Below are 24,264 nucleotides of genomic sequence, written 5' to 3' on the forward strand. Positions count from 1 at the left end.
TGCAGCTACAATGGGGGGTCTTGCTTGCGCGGGGCTGATGATTGGAAGCGATGCACAACTTCATGTTGTCATGTCGTTTTCGGTTGGCAGAACGAGCGCGCCTTGTCGGTCCACGCGCCGAACCCGCTCGAGACGAGATGAGCGACGATGTGACAGACGTAGCGCTTCTGCGCCGGCTGGTTGTTGGGACCGGCATTGTAGCGCGCGACTGCCATGGTCCAGCTGCCTTCGCGCTGCTTCAGCTCCTTCAGGAAGCGCGCGGCGTAGTCGACGTTCCTGGCGGGATCGAACATCGCCCGTACCGAAGCGAACTTGTCGCCGTGATAATAGTGGTTGATCTGCATGCAACCGAGGTCGATGAGCTTGATCCCCTTGCTGCGCATCGTCTCGAAATTTGCGATTGCGTCAGTCATGTCCTTGGCGAACACGGTCTGGCCGTCGGCACCGAGGGCGTAGGGATGCAGCGCGCCGCGCCGACCGGTCTCGGTGAGGCCGACGGCGTAAAGAATGCCGAGCGGAATCCCATGCTGCCGAGCCGCGCGCGCCATCTCGCGCTCGCAGGGGCGCGCAATTTCGGCGGCCGCCTGGGCAGCGCTCGCACTAGAGATAAACAGGGCCGCGACGATGATGCGGCGCCACGTCCTGATCATGACGCGTCTCCTGGTTGAACTCGCGCTCCTGCCGGGCCTGCTTCGCACCGCCGTCGGATTGCCCCGACGACGTGCCGGCACCGCCGAACGTGCCTTGCGACTGCGACGAGGGCTGGTGCTGGCCCGAGAGCTGCGGCTGAGATTGGCCGGAGCCGCTTTGGAATCCGTCCAGCGAGCCGTGCTGGACCGGCGCGACGTCGGCGACGTAGCCCGCCGACTGCATGAGATCGCGGATCTGGTCGCGCTGCTGGTCGAGCATCTGGCTCGTGTCCTTGCGCTCGGCCGCAAGCTGGACGGACACTTCGGTACCGACGAGACGCAGGCGCACGGTGACGTTGCCGAGCGCCGGCGGCTCGAGATTGACGGTCAGGATCTTGAGCGGCTGATCCGGCGCATTGGTCTGGGAAGCCGCAAGGTCCGGCGCCGCCGACGCCGCCGGTGCCGGGGACTCCTTCAGCTCGGCGACGACTGCATTGGCGATCTGTTGCGGGGCGTTGAACTGCGCCGGCGGCAGATGGGTCTCCTGCTGGACCACGGTGACCTTGGTCGTCTCGGGCAGTGCGGCGCGCGCCGAGGCCTTGGCGGCGCGCTCGACATTGGCCGTGACCGCCTCGAAGCCCGCTGACGCGGGCATTGCGCTCGAAGCCTCCGTGCCTTGCGTCGGTGCCGACTGCTCCGCGCCCGTCGCTTGCGAAGCCGCAGCCTGCGAGCGCGCGGCGGTGGGAGCGACACCGGATGGGGCGGTGTCGACCGTCGCCACCTTCGCCGCGCCCGTGCCGGAAGCCTCGCGCTTCGTCGTGGAAGACCGCTCGTCGCGGGCGGGTCCGTCCTTGTCGGCGGACAGCAATTGCAGCTGCGTCTTCACGGCAGGCGCGGCAGCGATCTCCTGCCCAACCGCCACGGCAATGCCCGATTGACCCTGGACGTCTGCCCCGGCGGCTTGATCCACCGGACGTAGTTTCTCCGACGACCTGTCGGCCTTGTCGTCGGAGGACTCCTCTGTGGCCTCTGGTCCCTCGGACGCCGCGATGCGCTCGCGCACCGCCGCGTCCTTCGGCTTCTCCTGCTCGCTGGAATGGGCCAGACGCGTGCGCAGCGTTCCGGCCTTCGCGGTCGTGTCGCTGGCACCATCGCTCAGTGCCTGCTTCGCGAGATTCGAGACGGTGTGGAGCAGATCGTTGAACGACGAGTTTGCCTGCGGTCGGGTCCCGGCGCTCTTTGCGGATCGTGACGTCCCGCGCACGTTCAGGCTCTCGGCGAGACCCGAGAAGAGTTGTCCGGAGGTTCCACTGAGCTTGGTCATGGACGGCGGTCCCTGGTAAGGAGTTCGAGCTCGCCGAGCTGCTTCTGCGCGCGCGCGAGCGTCACGGTCGATGAGGACAGATCGAGCCGCGCCGGCGTTGCCGGAGGCTTGTCGGCAGCCGCAACGGATCCGCCCGCGAACGGCTTGCGGACGTCGAGCGCGAGCTGCACCGTGGCATTCAGAAGGGGGACGTCGCGCTCGGGCAGCTTCGACCGGTCGAGCGCCTTCAGCTCGGCGAGACCGCCGTCATATTCGTCGGTGAGCACCCGCGAGGCGCCGCGGAAGAAATGGGCACGCTCGCGTTCCGCCGAGGCGTCGGCGCTGAGCGCCAGCGCCCGCTCGCCGGCAAGCCGGGTCACCGCCAGCCGTCCGCGCACCATCGCGGCGCGCGCGATCACGAAGTACAGCTTGAGGCGGCTCGCACGATCGATCTGCTCCAACAGGGCCGTGATCCGCGCAAAGCGGCGCTCGTCGAGCGCCAGGCTCGATTGCGTCAGCCCCGCGGAGAATCGCTGCCAGAAATCGCCGGCATAGATCGAGTTGCGGTAATGGCGGATATAGGCCAGCGTCAGGAACTCGAACTTCTCGAAATCCTCCGCCTGACCCACCAGCAGGATCTCGCGCCGCAGCGCCGCTTCCTCGACGAGCGTGCCGGGCAACAGCAGGCGCGCATCGTCCAGACGCTCGATCGCGAGCGATGCCTCTGCGCGCGCGAACAGCGCGCCCTGGACCAGCGCGACCTGTCCGCCCAGACCCGAGGGAATCGTCCGCGGCTTGACGTCCTTGAGCAGCTCCCGCGCGTCGTCCTGACGACCCTCGACATAGGCGAGCGCACCATTGAACAGCCGCTCGTCGACGTTCATCCTGTCGCGCGGCAGCTTGCGGACGACCTGCGGCGCACCGCCGCTGAGCAGGTAGATGACCACAGCCTGGCTGTTCTGCGGATTGCTCCACACGGCGGGATCGGCCGCGAGAAACTTCTCGCCGATCTGCCGGATCAGCGCGATGTGGCTGCTATGCGCGGCGGTGTCGCCGTTGGCGATGCCGTCCTGCACCGCCTGTAGCGCACGAACGAGCTCATAGGGCTCGCCGGACTGGGGCGCAGGCTGGGCAAGCGCGCTCGCCGCCGTGAACGGCAGCAGCAGCAGGGCGGCGCGGCGCAGCAGCCTGATCAAGGGCGTTTCTCCCGGATCAGGATCTCGATCCGGCGGTTCTGTGCGGCCGCCGGATCGTTCGGAAGCTTCGGCCGACGGTCGGCGTAGCCTTCGATATGCTCGATCCGCCGCGCATCGACGCCGGAGCGAACCAGCATGTAATATGCCATTTGCGCACGAGCGGTCGACAGCCGCCAGTTGTCGTAGGTTTCCGAACGATATGGCCGATTGTCGGTATGGCCGCGGACGATGATCGTGCCCTGGCGTTTCGTCAGCAGCGGCCCGATCTTGTCGATCACGCGGATCAGCTCGGGCCGCGGCTCGGCCGAGCCGACCGCGAACATGCCGAAGCTCGCATCGTCGGTCAGGCTGACCAGGAGACCTTCCTCGACCTGACGCACCTCGGCCGCCGGTCCCGCCCCCGCTTTGATATCCGACAGCGCGTCCGCGATCGCGGACTGAAGCTGCTTGAGGGTCGGCTGCTGAGTTTGCGCCGCATCGCGCGGTTCGGACTCCTTTGCCGTGTCGTTGGGACGCGCCTGGGGGGCGACATTGGCTTGAGCGCCAGGCTGGGCGCTCTCGCGCGAGGATTGCGTGGGTGCGGGGCCCGGCGGCAGAAGGGGCGACAGGCTTGCGGACGGACTATCTGCGTTCGGAGCCACGCTTCCGCCGGCCTCTTCCGCCTTGGCACGGCGTGCCTGCGGCTCGCCCGGGTTTGGTCCGGCTGCACCGTCGCGCGCGGAGGCATTCGGCTTGGGCTCGCTCTCGATGAAACGATCGGCGTCCTTGGACGCCTGCGGCGCCAGCTTCCAATAGCCGGGATCGAAAGGATCGCGGTAGGCGTCGCCGCCCTTGAGGCCATCCTCTTCGACCGACGTCAGAGCGCCCGCACGCCGCTGACCCGTGGACTGGTTCGCGCTGTTGGCGATCTCCGCGAGCGTCGCATAGGGATCGCGGAACAGGACCTTCTCCTCGAAGGAGGCCGGCTTCTCGGCCGTCGGAGAGTCACCGCGACGTTCTTCGTTCGGCCCGGCCGGCTGCCGCTTGCCGTCCTGGCCTTCGAACGAGGACGGCTCCTTCTTGGAGAGATCCTTGAGACCTTTTGGAGCAGGTGCGTTCTCCGCGAGCTTGATCGGATTGAAATAGCTCGCGACCACCTGCTTCTGGTCCTGGTTGAGCGCGTTGAGCAGCCACATGACCAGGAAGAACGCCATCATCGCGGTCATGAAGTCCGCATAGGCGATCTTCCAGACGCCGCCGTGATGCGCCTCCTCGGCGAAGGCGCTGCGCCGGCGGACGATCACGATCTCATGCTTGACCTCTTCCATGGCGGACTACCGGCGTGCTTCCCTGAGGCTGTCACTCCAGGCGGAGATCTGCGTCTCGATCACGGTCTGGTCGGCCACGACGCGGACCTCGAAGGTGTCGGCGGCCTCATACTCGATGCCGGTTCGCCTGGAAGCCTCGAGCTGCGTCTTCACGAGGTCGAGCAGCTCGCTCGGGCCGGTGACCTTGAAGACCGGCACCGGTGAACCGCCGGTCAGCACCGCAATCTGCTCGACCAGTGACCCAATGGCCTTGTTGCGCACCGCCTCGGTGAGGAACGGGAGCAATATCCGCGCAACGGAGCTTGCGATGTTGCTCTCGATCTCCCGGCAGGCCGCCTCGAAGCCGCCAACGATCGCGACCGCCTGCTGGTCGGACCATTTTGCCCGCTCCTCTCCGAGCCGGATCGCACTGCGGACGCGCTCCTCCGCCAGCTTGGCCTCGCCCTCCGCGACGCCGGCGGCATGGCCTCGCCGATAGGCATCGTCCAGGAGGTTGGCGGGCGGAGCTTCCGGCGCGGGCGCAGGAGGCGGCGCCTGAAGCTGCGGCTGGGTTTGGGTCTGGGGCTGCGGATGAGGTTGAGGCTCGCGCCGGGCTTCCTTCGACCTCGTCAGCACGTCCTGGATTTTCGGCGACGGAGGCGGCGACGACTTGACCCGGCCATTCGCGTCGAACTGCGTCAGGAGTTTTCCGATTGCCGCGTTCATGCCGCCTCCTCACGTCGCATCCAGTCTTTAAGGATCGCTGCCGCCTGCATCTGATCGAGCCGGACGATCTGCTCCAGCCGCTTCTGCGGCGTTCGCTGCATCTTGCCTTCGAGGTCTTCGACGAGGTTGAGCTCGGCCTCCTCGCTGTCGGGCAACGCAAGGGCCGCCGCAGCCTCGATTTGGGCGGCCTCAGCCGCCTCGGCCTGCTCCTGCTCCGCGCGATGGGTCAGAATGCCGTTGACCGCGGGCCGAAGCCCGAACCAGACCAGCATCGCAGCAACCGCCAGGATCGTCACTGCGTTGATGACGCTGCCGAGCTGCTTGTTGATCATCTCGACGAAGCTGATCGGAGGCACCGGCGCCAGCTCACGTGAGCCCTCGATGAAGTCGACGGCCGTCACCTGGATCTGGTCGCCGCGCGTCTTGTCCAGTCCGCCCGCCGTCGCCGCGAGCTGACTGATCTCTGCAAGCTTGCTGTCGACGATGGCCTGGTTGCTCTTGTCGCCGAGATCGGCGACCAGCCGCGCACGGTTGACCAAGACGGCGATGAAGAGCTTCTTGACCGAATAGCCGTCGCTTACCGTCGTCGTGGTCTTGGACGAGACCTCGAAGTTGGTGACGTCCTCGCGGCGACTCTTGTCCTCGCTGGAGTTCTTGCCGCCGCCGGCATTCACCTGCTGGTCGGGAAGATTCTGCTGCACCGTGGTCGGCGTCGAGCGGTCGGCGTTCTGCGACGATTCCTTCTCGCGCACGTTCCGGACCGAACGTTCGGCGCGGCTCTCGGGATCATAGACCGTCTCGTTGATCTGCCGCTTGTCGGTGGAGAGCTGCGGCGCAACGCTCACCTCGAAATTGTCGAGGCCGAGATACGGCGTCAGCGCCTTGCGGATGTTCTCCTGCACCATGCCGCCGACCGTCTTCTGAAGGCTCGCCATCTTGGTCGGCGCGGCGCTCGCCTCGTCCTCTTCGGCGAGCAGCATCGATCCGTCGGCGTCCAGCACCGTCACCTTGTCGCGGCTCATGCCGGGGATGGCGGCGGCGACGAGATGACGGATCGACTGCGCCGTGCGCGCCTCGATCGCGCCGTCGGTGCGCAGCACGACCGAGGCCGATGGCGGCTGCTGCGTCGCGCGGAACGAGCCGCGGACCGGCAGCACGATATGCACCCGCGCCGCCTTCACGCCCTTCATCAGTTGCACCGTGCGCGCAATCTCGCCCTCCAGTGCGCGGAGCTTGGTGACCTCCTGCATGAACGACGTCAGGCCGAGCGAGCCGATCTTGTCGAACAGCTCGTAACCGGAATTGGCGCTGGTCGGCAGCCCCTTCTCGGCAAGCAGCATCCGCGCCTGCATGGTCTGGCTCGGGCGCACCGAGACCGCATCGCCGGCGGAATTGACGTCGAAGGTGATGTTCTGCTCGCGCAGCGCCGCGCCTATGCGCGTCACGTCTTCGCGGGTGAGGCCGGTATAGAGCGTTTCGAACTCGGGGCGGCTGAGATAATAGGTACCGCCGACGACGGTGACGAGAACGGCAAAGCCGATCAGTCCCAAGGCCATCAGGCGTCGCGGCCCAAGCTCCAGCAGATTGTTGAGCAGTTGCTGTACCTGCGCACGACTGAGCATATGACCTCGTACCAATGCGAACGTACAGGACACTCAGCTGCCAACCTTGTCTGAAGGTTGCGCGAGGCCGCGAATGTGTCAGTTCGCTGGCGAGGCGTTGCAATTTTGCAAGAAGCCAGCACGACGCAATCGGTTCGGCGGCCACAAGCCGACGCTCGGGCGCATGGCAGCGCTACCGGCTGCGGCGTATTGCATGAAGTCTGGCGTCGGAAGGTCGATGCCGGCGTGTCGTGTGCCGTCGCATCCGCCGATCATGGCGGGGACCGTGCTCCCTGAGGGAGCACGGTCATTTCGAAAGCGCCGCTTAGCCGCGGAACAGCGACAGGATGCTCTGGCTGTTCTGGTTGGCGATCGAGAGCGCCTGAACGCCGAGCTGCTGCTGGGTCTGCAGAGCCTGGAGGCGGGTCGATTCCGCGTTCATGTCCGCGTCGACGAGCTGGCCGACACCGCGGTCCACGGAGTCCATCAGGGTCTTCACGAACTCCGAGTTGGTCGAGATGCGGTTCTTGACCGCACCGAGATCGGCAGCGGCCGAGCTCACCGAGTTGATCGCAGCGGTGACCTGCGCGATGTAGGCATCGAGCGTGGTCTGGTCAGCCGCCGAGTCGGTCAGCGCGGAGATGTTGATCGTGTCGACCGACGCGCTGCCGCTCACCGTGTCCAGGATGCCGGTCTGCGTGGTCGAGTACAGCGTGTAGTTGGCGGTCGTCACCGTGATGGAGCCGATGGTGGGCGTGCCGCCGACACGCGAATACGACGATACGAGATTGAAGCTCGTCGGGGTGGTACCGGTCGTCGTGCTCAGCCAGTTGATGCCGTTGAAGGTGGCCGAATTGGCCTTGAGCTTCATATCCTGCTGGATCTGGGTGATGTCGGCCTGGATCTTGGTGCGGTCGATACCCGCGGTCTTGGCTTCGACCAGCAGCGCCTGCAGCTTGGTCAGGCCGGATTCCTTGTCACCGATCACCGAGGTCAGAGCGGTATATTCGGTGTCGACGGTCGCGGCCGACAGACCGAGCGAGTCGGAGACGGCGGAGAGCGCGGCGTTGTCGGAGCGCATCGACGTCGCGATCGACCAGTAGGCGGCGTTGTCCGAAGCGGTGGCCACACGCTGGCCGGTGGAGATCCGGTTCTGGGTGGTGGCGAGTTGCGCGCTGACAGACCGCAAGGTCTGGAGCGCGGTCATGGCGGAGGAGTTGGTGAGGAGACTAGAACCCATTTTGATGTCCCTTTGAAGATTGAATCGAGCTTGGGGGACATACCGGGCTTGCACCGGTACGACAGGGCGGCGTCATGCCTTTGGGCTTCCCGCAAACGCGGATTCAGGGCCCAATCTGTCGTAACGGCGAGGTTAGCGAGCGAAGCTTGTGCGAGGCTTGTGGCGCTGTGCTCCAGCGGCAACAGGGAGCCGAAATGACGGCGTGCGCGTGGCGTCACGCCCCAACGAAAGGGCCGCGCTTCGCGAGAAGCGCGGCCCTCCTCCGATGACTTGAGTCTTAGCGGAACAGCGACAGGATGCTCTGGCTGCTGTTGTTGGCGATCGAGAGCGCCTGAACGCCGAGCTGCTGCTGAACCTGAAGGGCGGCCAGGCGGGTGGATTCCGCATTCATGTCCGCGTCGACGAGCTGGCCGACACCGCGGTCAACCGAGTCCATCAGCGACTTCACGAAGTTAGTGTTGGTCGAGATACGGTTCTTGACGGCACCGAGATTGGCGGCAGCCGAGGCCACCGAGTTGATCGCAGTGGTGACCTGCGCGATGTAGCCATCGAGCGTGGTCTGGTCAGCCGCCGAGTCGGTCAGCGCGGAGATGTTGATCGTGTCGACCGACGCGCTGCCGCTCACCGTGTCCAGAATGCCGGTCTGCGTGGTCGAGTACAGCGTGTAGTTGGCGGTCGTCACCGTGATGGAGCCGATGGTGGGCGTGCCGCCGACACGCGAATACGACGATACGAGATTGAAGCTCGTCGGGGTGGTACCGGTCGTCGTGCTCAGCCAGTTGATGCCGTTGAAGGTGGCCGAGTTGGCCTTGAGCTTCATATCCTGCTGGATCTGGGTGATGTCGGCCTGGATCTTGGTGCGATCGATACCGGCGGTCTTGGATTGGACCAGCAGCGCCTGGAGCTTGGTCAGACCCGAGTCCTTGTCGCCGATCACCGAGGTCAGAGCGGTATATTCGGTGTCGACGGTCGCGGCCGACAGACCGAGCGAGTCGGAGACGGCGGAGAGCGTGGCGTTGTCGGCGCGCATCGACGTCGCGATCGACCAATAGGCGGCGTTGTCCGAAGCGGTGGCCACGCGCTGGCCGGTGGAGATCCGGTTCTGCGTGGTGGAGAGTTGCGAACTCACAGACCGCAGGGTCTGGAGGGCGGTCATGGCAGTCGAGTTCGTAAGCAGGCTTGACATTGCGAATGTCCCTTTTTTGTACGCGATACATTTTCACGAGGGGACATACCGGGCTTTCACCGGTACGGAGGGACGGCATCATGCCTTTGGACTGATGTGGGTGGGGTCCAACCCGCCGTGCCGCATTGCTAGCACGCCGAATCTTGCCTCCAGATTAAGGCCGACCTGAATTTCGCTGTAAAATCATATGGTTAACATTACCAGCCGCTAACCATATCCCGCGCCGATCGCTTAACCATATCCATCCGGTCAGCGATCTCGGCTCTTACGAGAACGAGCGCACCAGTCCGGAGGCCAGCAGGTTCCAGCCGTCGATCAGCACGAAGAACAGCATCTTGAACGGCAGCGCGAGGATCGTCGGCGGCATCATCATCATGCCCATCGACATGGTCAGCGTCGCCACGATCATGTCGATCACCAGGAACGGCAGGATGATGAGGAATCCGATCTCGAACGAGCGCCTGAGCTCGGAGATCATGAAGGCCGGAATGATGACGCGCAGATCAACGCGCTTGTCGTCGAACTTCTTGCGGAAGCTTTCCGCGGCGAGCGCTTCGAAGGTCTGGAGATCCTTGTCGCGGACATGGGCCAGCATGAACTCGCGGAACGGATCGGTGATCTTCAGATAGGCTTGCTCTTCGGAGATCTCGTTCTTCATCAGCGGCTGGACGCCGGTCTCCCAGGCCCTGTCGAAGGTCGGTGCCATGACGTAGAAGGTCATGAACAACGCGAGACTGATCAGTACGAGGTTCGCAGGCGTGGTCTGCAGGCCGAGACCGGCGCGCAGGAACGACAACGCCACCGCAAATCGCGTGAAGCTCGTCACCATGATGAGCAGCCCCGGCGCCACCGACAACACCGTGATCAGCGCCATCAGCTGGATGATGCGGCCGCTGGTCGAGCCGTTTCCCGGCGGCAACAGGGAATTCAGGTCCGGAATCTGGGCCAGCGCCGCTTCGGGCAGCACGACCAGGACAAACGCGAGCAGCAGGACTTTCACTCTCACTGGATCACCAGCGTCTCGATGATCAGTTCGCGGACCTTGCCCGACGAGCGGATGTTGGCGCGCTCGGTCAGGTCGTCACGCAGATGCTGGAGCCCACGCGATCCCTCGAACTGCGCAACGGTCGCCGACCGCAGGTAGGTCACGATGTCCTCGCTGATGTGGGCGGCCAGAATGCCGGCATCCTCGTCGCTCATGCTGTCAGTCACCATGGAGGCTTCGATGCGCGCCCAGTTGTTGGCCGGCGCGGCGAGATTGGTCACGATCGGAGACAGTTTCCTGAGCCGCGCGCTGCCGGCGTAGCTCGAGGCGATCGGCGGCGGCGTGGCGCTCTTCTTCGCATCGGCAACGCGCTCGGCGGTCGCGATCAGATGCAGGCCGGCAAGGGCGCCCGCGCCGATCGCGATCAAGGTCAGCACGACGATGGCGGCAATCAGGCGCATAACGCCCCCTGCCATCGCGGCGCGACCCGTCCGCAAGCCTCAGAATGGTGCCACGGCATCATAGATCCGGTGTCCCCATCCAGGCTGCTGCACGTCCGACAGATTTCCGCGCCCGCCATAGGATACGCGCGCCTCGGCGATCTTGTCGTAGGAGATCGTGTTGGTTCGCGAGATGTCGCGCGGACGTACGATGCCGCCGACGTTGAGCACGCGCATCTCCGTGTTGACGCGAAATTCCTGCGAGCCGCTGATCATCATGTTGCCGTTCGGCAGCACGTCGGTGACGATGGCCGCGATCGACAGCTTGATGTCCTCGGTGCGATCAATCTGGCCGTTGCCCTTGATCTGGGTATTTGTGTTGAGGTTGGCGTTGGCTTGGCCGGTGTCGCTCCAGCCTGCGACGTCCATCAGCCAGTCGAGCCCGAACTTGACCTGGGAATCGCGGGAGCGGTCGGTCTTGTTGTCGAGCTTGGCCTTGTCCTGCATCGAGATGATCACCGTCACGACGTCACCGGTGCGCCGGGCCCGGGGATCGCGGTAGAGATCGGTGCCGTCGTCCCAGGTCGAGCGATAGCTGACAGGCGTGCGCATGCGCGGCGTCACCGGGATCGGATCGGCCTGCATCCTCAGGCCGCTGCCGACGGGCGACATTTGCGGACCGGTCAGGACTTCGGCCGGATCATGGAAGCATCCCGCCAGAACCACGGACGCCAGCAGGAGCGAAGGGATGAGGATCGGCTTGTTCATCTATTTGGTCTTTCCGTCATCCACGCGACGCATACCGCCGAGCAGGTCGGCGAGGTGGGCCGCGCGAGCCGTATCCATCTCATTGAAGATCGCGCTCGAACTCCTCGGGCTGAGCTTGGCGAGCACCGCGGCGGCGGTCTCGTCGCTCATGCCGGCGATCTGGGTCGCCGCGGCCTCGGGCTTCATGCGCGAATAGATCTCGACCATGCTCGCCTCGGCCTTCTTCAGGAAGTCGTCGCGCAGCGCCATCCACTTCTCGTATTCGGCGCGCTTGGCCTCGACTTCGGCAATGCGCTCGCGCAGCTGGCTCTCGGCCTTCTCCAGCTCCTTGAGCTGCCAGGCCAGCCTTGCGTCGACGGCGGGATCGGCGACGTTGCTGCAGAACAGGGCGATCTCGTTGTCAGGGGCCGGCGCAGCCTGCGGCGGCGCAGGCTTCGGCGGCGCCGTGACGCTGCCGGGCTTGGCCGGACGGACCGGTGCGGGCGCAGGCGCGGGTGTCGGGGTCTCCGAAGCCGGCATCGCCCCGGTGACCGCGGGTCCTGACTCTTCGGCTGCCCATGCCGTCGCCCGGATCGAAGCACTCTCGCCGGAATTCGGGGCGGCCGGCACCTGCGGCTTCTGCGGTCCCGCCGCGCGGGCGCGCGCGAAGGAGAGCAGGTTGAGCGGCCTCGACGGCCTGGCCTCGTCCAGCGCCAGCACGGGCGATGCGCTCGCGAGCATTGAGGCCGCGGCCAGCAGGAGGAGTTTGGCTTTGTGATCCAGCTTCAGCATCGGGCCGCGTGCGATTCTCGGTCGAGACTTGAGCATTGAGCGACCAAGCTTGCACGACGCTTATGCATCATTGCACGATGACGTCGGCCTGGAGCGCGCCTGCCGTCTTGATCGCCTGGAGGATCGCGATGATCCCCGATGGCTTCAAGCCGATCTGGTTCAGCCCGCGCACCAGGCGCTGGAGGTCGACCCCGCTCAGGATCGCCACCTGCGCTCCCGCCTCGTTGGCCTCGACCACCGTCTGCGGGACGACCACCGTCTGCCCTCGCGAGAACGGCGCCGGCTGCGACACGACCGGCATCTCCGTGACACGAACGGTCAGATTGCCGTGGGTCACGGCAACGGTCGATATCCGCACGTCGCGCCCGATCACAACCGTGCCGGTACGCTCGTTGATCACGACCCGCGCCGGCGTATCTGGCTCGACCGTCAGTTCGCCGATCTCGGCGAGGAAACGGACAGGGCCGATGTGACGCGGCTTCGACAGCACGATGGTGCGGTAGTCGCGCTCGAAGGCGATCTGTGCGCGGTAGCGTCCGCCGGCGTATCGGTTGATGGCGTCGAGGATGCGTGTCGCGGTGACGAAGTCGGGGTTCTTCAGCTCCAGCACCAGGAACTCCATCTCGCGGAGACTTCCTTGCACCTCGCGCTCGACCAGCGCACCGTTCGGGATGCGCCCGGCCGTCGGCGTGCCCTGGCTGACGTTCTGCGCCTGGCCCCCGACGCTGTAGCCGGCGACCGTGATCGCGCCCTGCGCCACCGCGTAGACGGCGCCGTCCGCGGCGCGCAGCGACGTCATGACCAGCGTGCCGCCGAGCAGCGACGTCGCATCGCCGAGCGACGACACGGTGACGTCCATGCGCTCGCCGGGCCCGATCGATGGCGGCAGGTCCGCGGTCACCATCACCGCCGCGACGTTGCGCGTGCGCAGCGTCGTCGGACGCGGGGGGTTGTTGGTGCTCGTGGTCTCGTTCCTGACGTTGATGCCCATGTTCTCGAGCATCGATTGCAGGGACTGTTCCGTGAACGGCGCGTTGCGAAGCGTGTCGCCGGTACCGTTCAGGCCGATGACGAGGCCGTAACCGACGATCTGGTTCTCGCGCAAACCCTTGATGTCCGCAATGTCCTTGACGCGGACGGCGGCCTGGGCGCTGACGACCGACATGAGCAGGACGAGCGCAAGCAGGAGTCTTGTCATGACCCGTCCACGACCTTGACGGTGCCGTCCGGCTGGACGACGCCCCTGATGATCACTCCGGTATCCGTATTGCGTACCGGGATGAGCGCGCCGGCCGCACCCGACTGCATCGCCGAACCGTAGGTGACGATCGACAGGCCACTATCTTCGACCACGACCTTGACCGTGGCGCCGCGGGCGACGGTCCAGGGGTCTTCCACCGCATTGTTCGGAATGGGCTGGCCCGGAAACAGAGCGCGCCGCGCCATGCGGCCGACCAGGACCTGACGGCCCTCGATGAACATGGCGACGCCGAGCAGGCTCGGCGCGAAGGCGCGTTCGGTGATCATCTCCTCCCGGATCAGCTCGCCGGCGCGGATCGAGACGGCCGGCACGGGAAGCCGCTTCTCCTCGGCCGCAGCGCCGCGCGCCGCGACGAGAACCAGCAGCACGGCGGCCAACCCGCGCATGATCAGGCCCACCCTGTTCAACATCGAGACACCGGAACTAGCGCATGCCCTTCGAGACCGTCTGGGCCATTTCATCCGAGGCCTGGATGACCTTGGCATTCATTTCGTAGGCGCGCTGCGCCGAGATCAACTCGGTGATTTCCTTGACCGGATCGACGTTGGAGGCTTCGAGCCATTTCTGGTTGATCTTGCCGTAGCCGGCATCGCCGGGCAGCCCGACGACCGGCGTGCCGGACGCCGTGGTCTCGCGATAGAGATTTCCGCCCAGCGGCTCCAGGCCCGCTTCATTGGCGAAGTTGGCGAGGTTGAGCTGACCGATCTGCCGCGGGTTCACTTCCGTATCCAGCTTGGCAAACACCTGGCCGGTGGCGTTGACCGTGACCTCGACCGTTCCCTGCGGCACGGTGATCGCGGGATCCAGGAGATAGCCGTCGATCGTGACGAGCTGAGCGTTGGCATTGGTGTTGAACGAGCCCGCGCGGGTGTACTGCACCTCGTTGTTGGGGCCGAGCACCTGAAACCAGCCGCGACCGTTGATCGCGAGGTCGTAGGGGTTGCCGGTCTGGGTCAGCGCGCCCTGGATGTGCAGCTTGCGGATCGCCGCCGACTTGACGCCGAGGCCGAGATTGGCGCCTTCCGGGATCGGCGAGGAGCCGTTGACGTTGGCCACGCCCTGCATGCGGTCCATCTGGTAGAATAGATCGGTGAACTCCGCGCGCGCCCGCTTGTACGAGGTCGAGTTGATGTTGGCGATGTTGTTCGCGATGACTTCGATGTTGGTCTGCTGGGCGTTCATGCCCGTGGCCGCAATGGCGAGCGATTTCACTTATTTCATTCCTTCAGATCAGATCGACATCCGAACGACTTCTTGGTAGGCCTGCACGACCTTGTCGCGAACCGCGACCGCCGTCTGCAGGGCCTGCTCGGCCGACATCAGCGCCTCCACGACGCGACGCGTCGATTCTTTGCCCTGCATCGCCGAGATCGACGCCGCCTCGCCCGCCTTCAGCGTCCCGATCGCGTCGGTCGTCACCTGCTTCATCACGGATTCGAAGCCGAAATCGTCACCGGTCTGGATCGCCGTGGTCGCCGCGGGCGAGACGGCCTGCGTCTCGGTCGCGCGGGTCGCCGCCTGGCCAGCGGATATCGCCGTGGATGAAATCGCCTCTAGCATTGTCAGTTCCTCAGAAGATCGATGGTCATGCCGAGCATCGATCTCACCTGCTTGACGACCTGGAGATTGGCTTCATAGGACCGGTTGACTTCCCGCATATCGGCCATTTCGATCATCATGTTGACGTTCGGCAGCTTGACGTAGCCGGCCTTGTCGGCAGCGGGATGTCCCGGATCGTACTCCACGCGATACGGCGTGGTGTCGACCCCGATCTCCTTGACCTTCGCGAGCTGCGCGCCCGAGGCCCGGTCCATCGCGGCATCGAAGGTGATGGTCTTGCGCTGATACGGATCGGCGCCGGCAATGCGCCCGGTCGAGGTGGCGTTCGCGAGATTCTCCGAGACGATGCGCATGCGCGTCGACTGCGCTTCGAGCCCGGAGCTCGCGACCGTCAACGAAGATTGCAGTGAGTCCAGCATGTCAGTTCACCTCAGGCTTTTGCGCTCGACAGAACCATGCGGTGGAACGACCGCACGATCGCCGAGTTCATCGAATAGTCGCGATTGACGTCGCTGCCCTTGATCATTTCCTGCTCGAGGCTGACGGAGTTGCCGGAGTGAACCACCTCCCAGCTGTCCTTCTTCGCGGTCGCCCGCGTGTCGGTCTCGGTTGCGGACAATTGCATGTGCGACGGCGACGTCGTCGCAAGCCTGACCGGCATGCCGTCGAGCACCTTGTTGAACGGCTCGACGTCGCGCGCCCGAAAGCCCGGCGTGTTGGCGTTGGCGACGTTCGTGGCGATGGTCGACTGGCGGAGTTCGAGGTACCGCGCCTGCGACGATGCGAGTTCGAAGAGATAAAGCGGTCCCACGATAGCCCCATTCTGGTCCATTCGAGGGAAGCTTAGGGCGTCAAGCTTTCGTCAGGCTGATGAGGCAGACGCATCCTCCGAAATTCTACTGGACCTTCTCCGGCCGCGGCGTCTGCTTGGATTGGAGGAAGTAGATGATCTCGGCGACGGGCCGGAAGAATTCGGCCGGAATCACCTGATCGACCTGGACCGCCTCGTAGAGCGCGCGCGCCAGCGCCTTGTTCTCGATGACGGGGATTCGGTTCTGCTCGGCAACCTCGCGGATCTTCAGCGCGATCACGTCCATGCCCTTGGCCACGACGAGCGGCGCGGCATTTTCCTCGCGCTTGTAGCGCAGCGCGATCGCGAAATGCGTCGGGTTCGCGATCACCAGCGTCGCGCGCGAGGCCGAGGCGATCATGCGCTGGCGCGAACGGTCGCGCGCCAGCGAGCGCAGGCGCGCCTTGATCAGCGGATCGCCTTCCGCCTGCTTGTGCTCGTCCTTGATCTCCTGCTTGGTCATGCGCAGCTCGCGCCGCCAGTGAAAGCGCGCCCAGGCGAGATCGATCGCCACCAGGACGATGGTCGCGATGCAGATCGCCGAGACGATCCGCATCGCGATGTTGAGAATCATCTCCGGCAGCGCGACCGGATCGGTGTACATCGCCTCGAACGCCCTCGCTTCGGACGAGCGCAGTACGAAGGCGACGACGGCGCTCACCGCGCCAAGCTTGAACAGCGACTTGGCGAACTCGATCAGGCCCTGCGTCCCGAACAACCGGCTCCACCCGCTGATCGGGGAGATCCGGTTCAAGTCCGGCTTGATGCGCGCGAGCACCACGCGCGGGGCGTTTTGCAGCAGCGAGGCGGCGAGCCCGAACATCACCAGGATGACGACCAGCGGCACCAGGAACCGGAGCGCCTGAAGTCCGACCACGGTGAGCAGGTTCTGCGCGTCTGCGCCCGTGCTGAGCGGGAAGCCCTCGGGATCGTCGAGGAGGCTCTTCAGCGTCGGCGTCAATTGCTGCACGCCCTGGCCGATCAGGAAGGCCTGGATCACCATCAGCGCGGCCATCGAGGCGAATATGGAGGCCTCCCGAGAGACCGGAATCTTGCCCTGCTCGAGCGCATCACGGACTTTCTTCTCGGTCGGCTCTTCTGTCTTGCTCTCCGGATCGGATGTTTCTGCCATGCCCGTTCAGCGGTCAGCGGAAGACCAGCTCATCCTCCTGCTCGGGGTTGAGCTCGATTTCGCCCTTCTCCGCCAGCTCGAGCGCAAGATCGGTGATCACGCGTCGCGCCTCCAGCACGTCGCGCTGGTTCGACGGCTCGCCGATGGCGAGCTCGTGCTCGACCACGCGGCGGACGCGCGAGGCGACCGAGGACAGGATCAGCTCGCGGAAATGCTTGTCGGTGCCCTTCAGCGCGACGACGATGCGATCGGTCGGCACCTGGTCGAAGATCATGGTGCGCGCCTTCGGCGTCAGGTTGACCACGTCGTCGAAGGTGAACAGCAGCTCCTTCAGCACTTCGGCCGACTTCGGCCGCTTCTCCGACAGGCTCTTCAGCATGTCCTCGATATGACCGCGTTCCATCTTGTTGATGATGTCGGCGACGCGGGCGTAGGTGTCGGCACCGAGGTTGCGGGCGAAGTTCAGCGTCAGGTCTTCGTGCAGCGTCTTCTCGATGATGCGCATGGCATCGTCGACGATCGGCTTGAGGCTCAGAACGCGCCGCATCAGTTCGTTGCGCAGGCTCGAGGGCAGCTGGCTCATCACCTTGGCGGCGCAGGCTGGCTTGACCTTGGAGAGGATCAGCGCCGCCGTCTGCGGATGCTCCTTGGACAGATAGCTCGCGAGCGAGTTCTCAGACACCGACGAGACGCGGTCCCACACCGACCGGCTCGAATTGCCGAGCAGATCCGACATAATCTGCGAGACCTGGTCGGCCGGAAGCACGTCGCCGAGCACGGCTTCCAGGCCGCCGAGGGTGCCGAGGATGTTCGCGCCCATCGAGAACTGCTGGGCGAACTCCTCGACGATTCCCTCGAGCTCCTGCGCGGTGATCGGCCGCAGCTCCGCCGCCGCCTTCGTAACGATGCGGATCTCCTGCGGCTCGAACTGCTGCAGCACGCTCGCCGCCGCCTGCCGGCCCATCGCCAGCAGGAGCGCGGCAACCTTTTCCGTGCCGCCCAGCGTGGTAACACCTCGCTGCTTGGCTGGCGCGATGCCGACCGGTGCCGCCATGATCAGGTATCACCCTGGCCCAGCGGACCAACGATCTCCGTGAGCGAGACGCCGAAGCGGGAATTGTCCTCTTCGACGACGACCACCTCGCCGCGGGCGACGATGCGGCCGTTGACGACGACGTCGACGGGCTCTCCGACCCGGTGATCGAGCGGAACCACGGCGCCGCGGCCGAGCTTCATCAGGTTCGCCACCGGAATGGTCGCCGAGCCGAGCACCACTTGCATGGTGACGGGAATCCGCAGGATGGCGTCGATATTGGCGAACTTGCCGGTCTCCTCGGCCGTGCGCTGGGCGATCTCCGCCAGCCGCTCAAGAGGAGACGTTTCGGCTTCTGCCGATGCGGGTGCAGATTCATAGTCGAAGGATTGCGCCATCTGGTATCGCCTCTTGGTATGTCCGCTGCCGGAGCGCCGTGGCGTTCCGATCGTAGTCGTCCTGCCGGCTTCGGCTTCAATGCTTGTTCAAGTCGGCGCCGCCTGCGGTCGCGGCCGGTGCGAGGCCGCTTCTGGCATCGAGCGCCGCGATCGCCTCGTGGGCCTGATCGATCTTCGTGCTCAGCACGTTGGCGAGCCGTCCGAGATTTGCGGTGGAATCGTGCGCCGCCGTGATGACCGTGTCGAAGGCGCCCGCCGTCTCGTGCACGATGGTCGAGAATTCGCCCTGATAGCTGCGCAGCCGCGCCAGCTCGCGGTGCATCCTTGTCACCCGCATGCTGGTGAAGGCGAGCGCGATCAGCAGCACGGCATCAACGAGATAGGATATCATCGACGAACTCCCGTTTCTGGTCGACCGGATCTGCCACCTGCATGGCGTAATAGCCGTCAAGCTGGCCGATCTGACACCAGAACAGCACCTGATTGTTGCTTTCGAGACGGGCCAGCGTGCGCGGCGTGGCCTCAAGCTCGAGCACCTGCCCGACCTGGAACTTCACGACGTCGCCGAGAGACACCGTCTTCTCGTCGAGCACCGCGCTGAGCGTCACCTCGGTCCGGTGGACCTCGCTCTCCATCTGCTCGCGCCAGCGTGGGTCGGCCGCGCGACCGTCGCTGACCACGACATGAGCAAGCTTCTGCCGGAGCGGATTGAGCGCGGAGTGAGGAATGATGAGGAACATCTGGCCGCCGCGATAGAGCGCCTGCAGCATGATGTTCGCGCAGATCGACATGTTGCCGCTTCGCCCGATCGCCAGCGAAGCCATCGCCGTCTCGACCCGCTCCACGCGAAAGGTGACGTTCGAAGTGCCGGCGAAGGCGGATTGCAGCGCCTTGGCGAACCGCTCGAACAGTGCCTGCACCAGGCGGAGCTCGATGTTGGAGAAAGAGCGCTCGACGTCGAGCGGCGGCTCGGCGCCGTCGGAGCCGAACATCGCCTCGACCATCGTGAACACGAAGTCACGATCGAGCATGATGATGATGCGGGAGTCCCACTGCTCGGCATAGAGCACCGCCGCGACCGCGTTGGCCTCGTAGTCCTTGATGATGTCGCCGACGCGGTCGTTGGTGATGCCGTTGACCGAGAAATAGCAGGGTGTTCCAGCCATCGGCTGGAGACTGTCGGTGCACGATGCCGCCATGCGATCGAAGATCACATTGAGCATCGGCATACGATCGATCGATATGCCGGCTGCGTCCAGCAGGTAGTTCGGCAGCTGCTTGCGCTGATCCACTTCGGCGTCTTCCATCATCATGCGCGCGCCGCCTTGGGTTCGGCTTCGGCCACGACCGGCTTGGGACCTGCGATGGTCTCGTTCTCGACGACGTCGATCGACGGCCGCTCCGTGCTTGCGATCATCTTGCGGCCGTGCTCGACCGCGATCTGCGGCATGGCGCCGTTCATGAACGCCAGCAGCGTCTGCTTGACGATGATGTAGGGACGGCACTTCTTCTCGCGCGTCATCTTGATCTTGATCGCGAAGGGCGAAAGCACGCCATAGGACAGGAAGATGCCGGCGAAGGTGCCGACCAGGGCAGCGCCGATGAAGCCGCCCAGCAGCTTCGGCGATTGGTCGAGCGCGCCCATGGCCTTGATGACGCCGAGCACGGCGGCGACGATACCGAGCGCCGGCAGCGCCTCGGACACCGTCACCAGCGCATGATAGGGCGCCAGCTTGCCTTTCACGATGGTATGGATCTCCTCGTCCATCAGCGCCTCGATCTCGTGGGTGCGCGCGTTGCCCATGATGATGAGGCGGACGTAGTCGCAGATGAACTGGAGCAGCGAAGGATCGCCGAGCACGCTCGGAAACGCCTTGAAGATCTCGGAGGACGAGGGATCGTCGATATGCGCCTCGACCTCGTTGCGGCCCTTGCCCCGCAGCTCACGCATCAGGGCATGCAGGGCCCCGAGCAGGTCGAGATAATAGCGCTGCCCCGGCACCGCGCCGGTGATGGCCTGCATGCAGGCAACGCCGGTGTCCACGACCGTCTTCCAAGGATTGGCCACGATGAAGGTGCCGACCGCCGTGCCCACGATGATCACGAATTCCCACGGCTGCATGAGCACGGCCAGATGCCCGCCCATGGCTGCAAAGCCGCCGAGCAGTGCCGCTACCGTGATGAAAATCCCCACGAAACTGCCCAACGCGCCGCTCCATCGCCGATCCCATCGGGAATATCTAGTCGGCCACGCTTGCGCGAGGCTGGCTTCTTCGTCGCCAGCCTCGCGCAAGCAATTCGCGGCAGTTTGAGGCGAAGCCGCAACAGCGGCCAGAGGGGCGCGCGTCATGCTATCCACCATCGCGGACTACACCCGACTGACCAAGGACATGGGCAAGTCGCTGACGCAGGTCGCACAGCAACCGGACGTCAGCCGCGAGACCGACTACTTCCTCAGCCATATCGGCAACGTGAAGACCATCGACGATTTCCTGAAGGACTATCGTCTCTATTCTTACGCCATGAAGGCCTACGGCCTCAGCGACATGACCTATGCCAAGGCGTTCATGCGCAAGGTGCTAACCGAGGGCGTTGCGAGCAAGGACGCCTTCGCCAACAAGCTGACCGACACCCGCTACCGGCAATTCGCGACCGCGTTCAATTTCGCTGCCCTCGGCGACAAGGCAACGCAGACCACAGCAGCCACGACCGGCACCGCGACCCAATACGTCACGCAGACGATGGAGGAGAAGGCCGGCAATCAGAACGAAGGCCTGCGCCTGGCGCTGTATTTCACCCGCAAGGCTTCCACGATCACGACCCCCTACCAGATCCTCGCCGACAAGGCGTTGACGCAGGTGGTTCAGACCGCGCTCGGCCTGCCGTCGACGATCAGCTCGGCCGACATCGACGCGCAGGCCAAGCTGATCGCGAGCAAGATCGATCTCGCCGATTTCCAGGACCCGGCCAAGGTCACCAAGTTCGTGCAGCGTTTCGCGGCGATGTGGGACGCGACCCAGGCCCAGAACGACACCTCGACCAACCCCGCGCTGGTCCTGATCGCCGGCGCCGCGACGTCGATTAGCATGGATACCAACCTGCTCGCGACACTTCAGAACATCAAGTTCAACAGGTAAGCCATGCAATCGGCTCTCTATGTGGGATTGTCGGCGCAGGTCGCCCTCGAAAAGCGCCTCCAGACGATCGCCAACAACGTCGCCAACGTCAACACGGCGGCGTTCCGCACCGACGTGGTGAAGTTCGAGACCGTGCTCTCCAAGGCGGGCCCGACGCCGGTGGCGTTCTCCTCGCCCGGCGACAACATCATCTCCCGCGAGATGGGCAGCATCACCGAGAGCGGCAACCCGCTCGACGTCGCCGTGGTCGGACAGGGCTGGATCGCCTTCGCCGGTCCGAACGGCACGGTCTACACGCGCGACGGCCGCCTCCAGATCGCTCCCAACGGCGATCTTCAGACCGTGAGCGGCTTCCCCGTCGTCGATTCCGGCGGCGCGCAGATCACGCTGGACCCGAACGGCGGACCGATCTCGATCGCGCGCAGCGGCGCGATCACCCAGGACAACAACGAGATCGGCACCATCGGCCTGTTCAACATCCCCGCTGATGCCAATCTCGAACGCTACGGCAATTCCGGCGTGACGCCCGACCGGCCCGCGACCGCCATCGCCGATTTCTCGCGCGACGGCTTCAAGCAGGGCTATGTCGAGGGCTCCGGGGCCAATCCCATGATGGAATTGACCAAGCTGATCGCGGCCTCGCGCGCCTTCGACGGCACCAATTCGATGATCGAGGGCACCGAGAGCTCGCTTCAGAACGCGATCCGGACACTCGGCGAACCCGGCAAGTAGACTGCGCCTCGCGCGCGTTGAGATTGAGGTTGGACGGTTTCCTTGAACGCTCTTCGGCAACTCGAGTGGGCGCTGCTGGAGCTTCAGCAGAGCACTCCCCTGGCAAGCGTCAGCGGCGCGATCTCCGAGATCGCGCCGACGCATTTCCGTGTCTCCGGCCTGTCGCGCTTCGTCAGGCTCGGCGAGCTCATCGGCGTCAATTCGGCCGGAAAGCGCCAGATCGGCGAGGTGGTGCGGATCGACAGCGACGGCATCGTTGCCAAGCCGTTCGACCGGCAATTTGCCGGCGGGCTCGGCTCGGTCGCCTACCGGATGCCGCCTCTGTCCTTCGCGCCCGATCCGAGCTGGAAGGGCCGCGTCATCAATGCCCTCGGCGCACCGCTGGACGGACAGGGCCCCCTCATCCAGGGCCCCCAGGCGGTCTCGGCGGAAGCGGAGGCGCCGTCGGCCATGAAGCGCGCTCGCGTGCACAAGCCGCTGCGCACCGGCGTGCGCGTCATCGACCTGTTTTCGCCGATCTGCGCCGGCCAGCGCGTCGGCATCTTCGCCGGCTCCGGCGTCGGCAAATCGACGCTGCTTGCGATGCTTGCACGCAGCCAGGGTTTTGACACCGTCGTCCTGGCGCTCGTCGGCGAGCGCGGCCGCGAGGTGCGCGAGTTCATCGAGGACGTGCTGGGCAGCGACCGTCACCGCGCCGTCACCATCGTGTCGACCGGGGACGAAAGCCCGATGATGCGGCGGCTGGCGCCGAAGACGGCCATGGCGGTCGCCGAATATTTCCGCGATCGCGGCGAATCGGTGCTGCTGATGGTCGATTCGATCACCCGTTTCGCCCACGCCGCTCGCGAGGTCGCGCTCGCCGCCGGGGAGCCCGCGGTCGCGCGCGGCTACGCGCCGACGGTCTTCACCGATTTGCCGCGTCTCCTGGAGCGCGCCGGTCCAGGCGAGGAGGGATCCGGCACGATTACCGGGATTTTCTCCGTGCTGGTCGACGGCGACGATCACAACGAGCCGATCGCCGACACCATCCGCAGCACGCTTGATGGGCACATCGTGCTCTCCAGGCACATCGCCGACCAGGCGCGCTATCCGGCCGTCGATGTTCTGGCGTCGGTCTCACGCCTCGCCCATAACGTCTGGGACCCCGAGGAGCGCGAACTGGTGAGCAAGCTGCGCGCCATGATCGCGCAATACGAGGACACGCGCGATCTTCGCTTGATGGGCGGATACCAATCGGGACGTGATTCGGGTCTCGATCAGGCGGTCGACATGGTTCCGAGAATCTACAACGCGATGCGGCAGGGCGCTTCGGCTCCGCCGAGCGCCGATCCGTTCCGCGAGCTCCGGGACATGCTCAAGGGCGACCAGCGAACGGAAGGGTGAGGCGGCGTATGAGAGGCGCCTGCCGCCCGTCCTGGTCGTGGTTTTCGACAGGCGATTGCGCATGGTGTTACGCTTCCGGCGCATGCGTTCCCGTATCCGCCACCGATTTCGGTCATGAGCCCGTCACCATTCGGGTGTGCACCGCGCGCCGCCGCGGTGCAAGCGATCGAGCGCGACGATTCTGCGAGCACGGCGACGACAACCGCCACGTGTAATTCCTGTGAGTTCCCTTGGGCGATTCCCGCCGGAACGCACAAGTTGTGGATGACGTGCCGACACACATCATCGTCGTGCACAAGCTTCGGTCAATTTGCGTCGACGACAGACAACAACATGCCGCGCAATCAGCCGCTCGCAAAGTCGGGCGCATGTTGCTCGTCGAGTAGCGCATTGCGTTCACCATCATGTGTCCCGAAGAGCGCGATTGTCTTGAACGTTACAGTCGCTTACGACGACATCCAGTCTCAGCGAGCGTCTTGACTTGATTTTGTTGAGAAGCTCATTCATCGTTTCGCTCGAGTATAAGAAACGTCTGCCTGTGACTTGAACTTTTGGGGGCTTCGGTTGAACCACTCCGATCCACCGTCTGCCGGTGACGGCAACCCGGGCTCCCGCGCGACGACGACGCTGCTGGCATGCCATCGACG

27 protein-coding genes are annotated in these 24,264 nt (G+C 65.0%); 3 read left to right on the forward strand and 24 right to left on the reverse strand.

Annotation, left to right across the window (positions count from 1 at the left end; all coding sequences use genetic code 11):
• Positions 1–68 precede the first annotated feature (68 nt).
• From AC1RQP_RS08205 to motA, 24 genes are all read right to left on the reverse strand, one after another.
• Positions 69–650 carry a transglycosylase SLT domain-containing protein gene (locus AC1RQP_RS08205; protein ID WP_492936567.1) on the reverse strand — a complete coding sequence of 194 codons (582 nt, stop codon included), beginning with the start codon at positions 648–650 and terminating at the stop codon, positions 69–71.
• Positions 601–1,953, reverse strand: a complete 1,353-nt coding sequence (gene fliK, locus AC1RQP_RS08210; RefSeq protein ID WP_492936568.1) for a flagellar hook-length control protein FliK — start codon at positions 1,951–1,953, stop codon at positions 601–603. The genes AC1RQP_RS08205 and fliK overlap by 50 nt, the downstream gene beginning before the upstream one ends.
• A complete protein-coding gene (locus AC1RQP_RS08215) occupies positions 1,950–3,128 on the reverse strand; it encodes a chemotaxis protein (RefSeq protein ID WP_492936569.1) in 1,179 nt (392 codons plus the stop codon). The genes fliK and AC1RQP_RS08215 overlap by 4 nt, the downstream gene beginning before the upstream one ends.
• Positions 3,125–4,435, reverse strand: a complete 1,311-nt coding sequence (locus AC1RQP_RS08220; protein WP_492936570.1) for a MotB family protein — start codon at positions 4,433–4,435, stop codon at positions 3,125–3,127. The genes AC1RQP_RS08215 and AC1RQP_RS08220 overlap by 4 nt, the downstream gene beginning before the upstream one ends.
• A gap of 6 nt (positions 4,436–4,441) precedes the next feature.
• Complete coding sequence (locus AC1RQP_RS08225; protein ID WP_492936571.1) at positions 4,442–5,140, reverse strand: hypothetical protein; 699 nt, start codon at positions 5,138–5,140, stop codon at positions 4,442–4,444.
• Entirely contained in the window at positions 5,137–6,762 is a 1,626-nt protein-coding gene (fliF, locus tag AC1RQP_RS08230) for a flagellar basal-body MS-ring/collar protein FliF (protein ID WP_239626812.1), read from the reverse strand. Before fliF ends, AC1RQP_RS08225 begins: the two co-directional genes overlap by 4 nt.
• 304 nt (positions 6,763–7,066) lie before the next feature.
• Positions 7,067–7,981 carry a flagellin N-terminal helical domain-containing protein gene (locus tag AC1RQP_RS08235; protein WP_239626814.1) on the reverse strand — a complete coding sequence of 305 codons (915 nt, stop codon included), beginning with the start codon at positions 7,979–7,981 and terminating at the stop codon, positions 7,067–7,069.
• Between the two features lie 277 nt (positions 7,982–8,258).
• Entirely contained in the window at positions 8,259–9,167 is a 909-nt protein-coding gene (locus tag AC1RQP_RS08240; RefSeq protein ID WP_239626816.1) for a flagellin N-terminal helical domain-containing protein, read from the reverse strand.
• A 265-nt stretch (positions 9,168–9,432) separates the two neighbouring features.
• A complete protein-coding gene (fliP, locus tag AC1RQP_RS08245; RefSeq protein ID WP_239626817.1) occupies positions 9,433–10,173 on the reverse strand; it encodes a flagellar type III secretion system pore protein FliP in 741 nt (246 codons plus the stop codon).
• A complete protein-coding gene (locus AC1RQP_RS08250) occupies positions 10,170–10,613 on the reverse strand; it encodes a flagellar basal body-associated FliL family protein (RefSeq protein ID WP_194394079.1) in 444 nt (147 codons plus the stop codon). The genes fliP and AC1RQP_RS08250 overlap by 4 nt, the downstream gene beginning before the upstream one ends.
• Positions 10,614–10,652: 39 nt before the next feature.
• Entirely contained in the window at positions 10,653–11,360 is a 708-nt protein-coding gene (gene flgH / locus AC1RQP_RS08255; protein ID WP_239626819.1) for a flagellar basal body L-ring protein FlgH, read from the reverse strand.
• Positions 11,361–12,131 (reverse strand): MotE family protein, encoded by a 771-nt coding sequence (locus tag AC1RQP_RS08260; protein WP_492936572.1) that lies wholly within the window; start codon positions 12,129–12,131, stop codon positions 11,361–11,363.
• A gap of 67 nt (positions 12,132–12,198) precedes the next feature.
• On the reverse strand, positions 12,199–13,329 hold the full coding sequence (gene flgI / locus AC1RQP_RS08265; protein WP_370120191.1) for a flagellar basal body P-ring protein FlgI: 1,131 nt from the start codon (positions 13,327–13,329) through the stop codon (positions 12,199–12,201).
• Positions 13,326–13,802 carry a flagellar basal body P-ring formation chaperone FlgA gene (gene flgA, locus AC1RQP_RS08270; RefSeq protein WP_492936573.1) on the reverse strand — a complete coding sequence of 159 codons (477 nt, stop codon included), beginning with the start codon at positions 13,800–13,802 and terminating at the stop codon, positions 13,326–13,328. Before flgA ends, flgI begins: the two co-directional genes overlap by 4 nt.
• A 13-nt stretch (positions 13,803–13,815) precedes the next feature.
• Complete coding sequence (gene flgG, locus AC1RQP_RS08275; RefSeq protein WP_035670189.1) at positions 13,816–14,604, reverse strand: flagellar basal-body rod protein FlgG; 789 nt, start codon at positions 14,602–14,604, stop codon at positions 13,816–13,818.
• An 18-nt stretch (positions 14,605–14,622) separates the two neighbouring features.
• Positions 14,623–14,952, reverse strand: a complete 330-nt coding sequence (fliE, locus tag AC1RQP_RS08280; protein ID WP_061877139.1) for a flagellar hook-basal body complex protein FliE — start codon at positions 14,950–14,952, stop codon at positions 14,623–14,625.
• 2 nt (positions 14,953–14,954) lie between these two features.
• Positions 14,955–15,371 carry a flagellar basal body rod protein FlgC gene (gene flgC / locus AC1RQP_RS08285; protein WP_239626825.1) on the reverse strand — a complete coding sequence of 139 codons (417 nt, stop codon included), beginning with the start codon at positions 15,369–15,371 and terminating at the stop codon, positions 14,955–14,957.
• An 11-nt stretch (positions 15,372–15,382) separates the two neighbouring features.
• Positions 15,383–15,784, reverse strand: coding sequence for a flagellar basal body rod protein FlgB (gene flgB, locus AC1RQP_RS08290; protein WP_492936574.1), 402 nt, complete (start codon positions 15,782–15,784; stop codon positions 15,383–15,385).
• Between the two features lie 64 nt (positions 15,785–15,848).
• Positions 15,849–16,934 (reverse strand): flagellar biosynthesis protein FlhB, encoded by a 1,086-nt coding sequence (gene flhB, locus AC1RQP_RS08295; protein ID WP_492936575.1) that lies wholly within the window; start codon positions 16,932–16,934, stop codon positions 15,849–15,851.
• 13 nt (positions 16,935–16,947) lie between these two features.
• Positions 16,948–17,988, reverse strand: a complete 1,041-nt coding sequence (locus AC1RQP_RS08300; RefSeq protein WP_035670173.1) for a flagellar motor switch protein FliG — start codon at positions 17,986–17,988, stop codon at positions 16,948–16,950.
• Positions 17,989–17,990: 2 nt separating this feature from the next.
• Positions 17,991–18,365, reverse strand: coding sequence for a flagellar motor switch protein FliN (gene fliN / locus AC1RQP_RS08305; protein WP_061877142.1), 375 nt, complete (start codon positions 18,363–18,365; stop codon positions 17,991–17,993).
• A gap of 76 nt (positions 18,366–18,441) precedes the next feature.
• Positions 18,442–18,756, reverse strand: coding sequence for a hypothetical protein (locus tag AC1RQP_RS08310; protein WP_035670167.1), 315 nt, complete (start codon positions 18,754–18,756; stop codon positions 18,442–18,444).
• Positions 18,737–19,678, reverse strand: a complete 942-nt coding sequence (locus AC1RQP_RS08315) for a flagellar motor switch protein FliM (RefSeq protein WP_061877144.1) — start codon at positions 19,676–19,678, stop codon at positions 18,737–18,739. The genes AC1RQP_RS08310 and AC1RQP_RS08315 overlap by 20 nt, the downstream gene beginning before the upstream one ends.
• Positions 19,675–20,571, reverse strand: coding sequence for a flagellar motor stator protein MotA (gene motA / locus AC1RQP_RS08320; RefSeq protein ID WP_239626830.1), 897 nt, complete (start codon positions 20,569–20,571; stop codon positions 19,675–19,677). Before motA ends, AC1RQP_RS08315 begins: the two co-directional genes overlap by 4 nt.
• 142 nt (positions 20,572–20,713) lie before the next feature.
• Here motA and AC1RQP_RS08325 point away from each other — a divergent pair, with 142 nt between their 5' ends.
• Genes AC1RQP_RS08325 through fliI form a run of 3 tightly spaced genes read left to right on the forward strand, consistent with a single transcriptional unit; the run spans position 20,714 to position 23,617 of the window.
• Positions 20,714–21,502, forward strand: a complete 789-nt coding sequence (locus AC1RQP_RS08325) for a DUF1217 domain-containing protein (protein WP_492936576.1) — start codon at positions 20,714–20,716, stop codon at positions 21,500–21,502.
• 3 nt (positions 21,503–21,505) lie between these two features.
• The gene (flgF, locus tag AC1RQP_RS08330; protein WP_239626833.1) at positions 21,506–22,234 is read left to right on the forward strand and encodes a flagellar basal-body rod protein FlgF; all 729 of its coding nucleotides are present in this window, start codon (positions 21,506–21,508) and stop codon (positions 22,232–22,234) included.
• 42 nt (positions 22,235–22,276) lie between these two features.
• Complete coding sequence (gene fliI, locus AC1RQP_RS08335) at positions 22,277–23,617, forward strand: flagellar protein export ATPase FliI (protein WP_194392159.1); 1,341 nt, start codon at positions 22,277–22,279, stop codon at positions 23,615–23,617.
• Positions 23,618–24,264 lie beyond the last annotated feature (647 nt).

The organism is Bradyrhizobium sp. GW821-FHT13H06 (assembly GCF_058803975.1).

Bases quoted from the DNA above. Each gene is read 5' to 3' on its own strand.
- AC1RQP_RS08325 (WP_492936576.1), top strand. From the start codon at position 20,714: ATGCTATCCACCATCGCGGACTACACCCGACTGACCAAGGACATGGGC.
- AC1RQP_RS08260 (WP_492936572.1), bottom strand. From the start codon at position 12,131: ATGCTGAAGCTGGATCACAAAGCCAAACTCCTCCTGCTGGCCGCGGCC.
- AC1RQP_RS08220 (WP_492936570.1), bottom strand. From the start codon at position 4,435: ATGGAAGAGGTCAAGCATGAGATCGTGATCGTCCGCCGGCGCAGCGCC.
- AC1RQP_RS08225 (WP_492936571.1), bottom strand. From the start codon at position 5,140: ATGAACGCGGCAATCGGAAAACTCCTGACGCAGTTCGACGCGAATGGC.
- AC1RQP_RS08235 (WP_239626814.1), bottom strand. From the start codon at position 7,981: ATGGGTTCTAGTCTCCTCACCAACTCCTCCGCCATGACCGCGCTCCAG.
- AC1RQP_RS08240 (WP_239626816.1), bottom strand. From the start codon at position 9,167: ATGTCAAGCCTGCTTACGAACTCGACTGCCATGACCGCCCTCCAGACC.
- flgH (WP_239626819.1), bottom strand. From the start codon at position 11,360: ATGAACAAGCCGATCCTCATCCCTTCGCTCCTGCTGGCGTCCGTGGTT.
- fliK (WP_492936568.1), bottom strand. From the start codon at position 1,953: ATGACCAAGCTCAGTGGAACCTCCGGACAACTCTTCTCGGGTCTCGCC.
- AC1RQP_RS08205 (WP_492936567.1), bottom strand. From the start codon at position 650: ATGATCAGGACGTGGCGCCGCATCATCGTCGCGGCCCTGTTTATCTCT.
- flgB (WP_492936574.1), bottom strand. From the start codon at position 15,784: ATGGACCAGAATGGGGCTATCGTGGGACCGCTTTATCTCTTCGAACTC.
- fliF (WP_239626812.1), bottom strand. From the start codon at position 6,762: ATGCTCAGTCGTGCGCAGGTACAGCAACTGCTCAACAATCTGCTGGAG.
- AC1RQP_RS08310 (WP_035670167.1), bottom strand. From the start codon at position 18,756: ATGATATCCTATCTCGTTGATGCCGTGCTGCTGATCGCGCTCGCCTTC.
- AC1RQP_RS08300 (WP_035670173.1), bottom strand. From the start codon at position 17,988: ATGGCGGCACCGGTCGGCATCGCGCCAGCCAAGCAGCGAGGTGTTACC.
- flgI (WP_370120191.1), bottom strand. From the start codon at position 13,329: ATGACAAGACTCCTGCTTGCGCTCGTCCTGCTCATGTCGGTCGTCAGC.
- flhB (WP_492936575.1), bottom strand. From the start codon at position 16,934: ATGGCAGAAACATCCGATCCGGAGAGCAAGACAGAAGAGCCGACCGAG.
- flgA (WP_492936573.1), bottom strand. From the start codon at position 13,802: ATGTTGAACAGGGTGGGCCTGATCATGCGCGGGTTGGCCGCCGTGCTG.
- fliN (WP_061877142.1), bottom strand. From the start codon at position 18,365: ATGGCGCAATCCTTCGACTATGAATCTGCACCCGCATCGGCAGAAGCC.
- AC1RQP_RS08315 (WP_061877144.1), bottom strand. From the start codon at position 19,678: ATGATGATGGAAGACGCCGAAGTGGATCAGCGCAAGCAGCTGCCGAAC.
- fliE (WP_061877139.1), bottom strand. From the start codon at position 14,952: ATGCTAGAGGCGATTTCATCCACGGCGATATCCGCTGGCCAGGCGGCG.
- flgC (WP_239626825.1), bottom strand. From the start codon at position 15,371: ATGCTGGACTCACTGCAATCTTCGTTGACGGTCGCGAGCTCCGGGCTC.
- flgF (WP_239626833.1), top strand. From the start codon at position 21,506: ATGCAATCGGCTCTCTATGTGGGATTGTCGGCGCAGGTCGCCCTCGAA.
- AC1RQP_RS08250 (WP_194394079.1), bottom strand. From the start codon at position 10,613: ATGCGCCTGATTGCCGCCATCGTCGTGCTGACCTTGATCGCGATCGGC.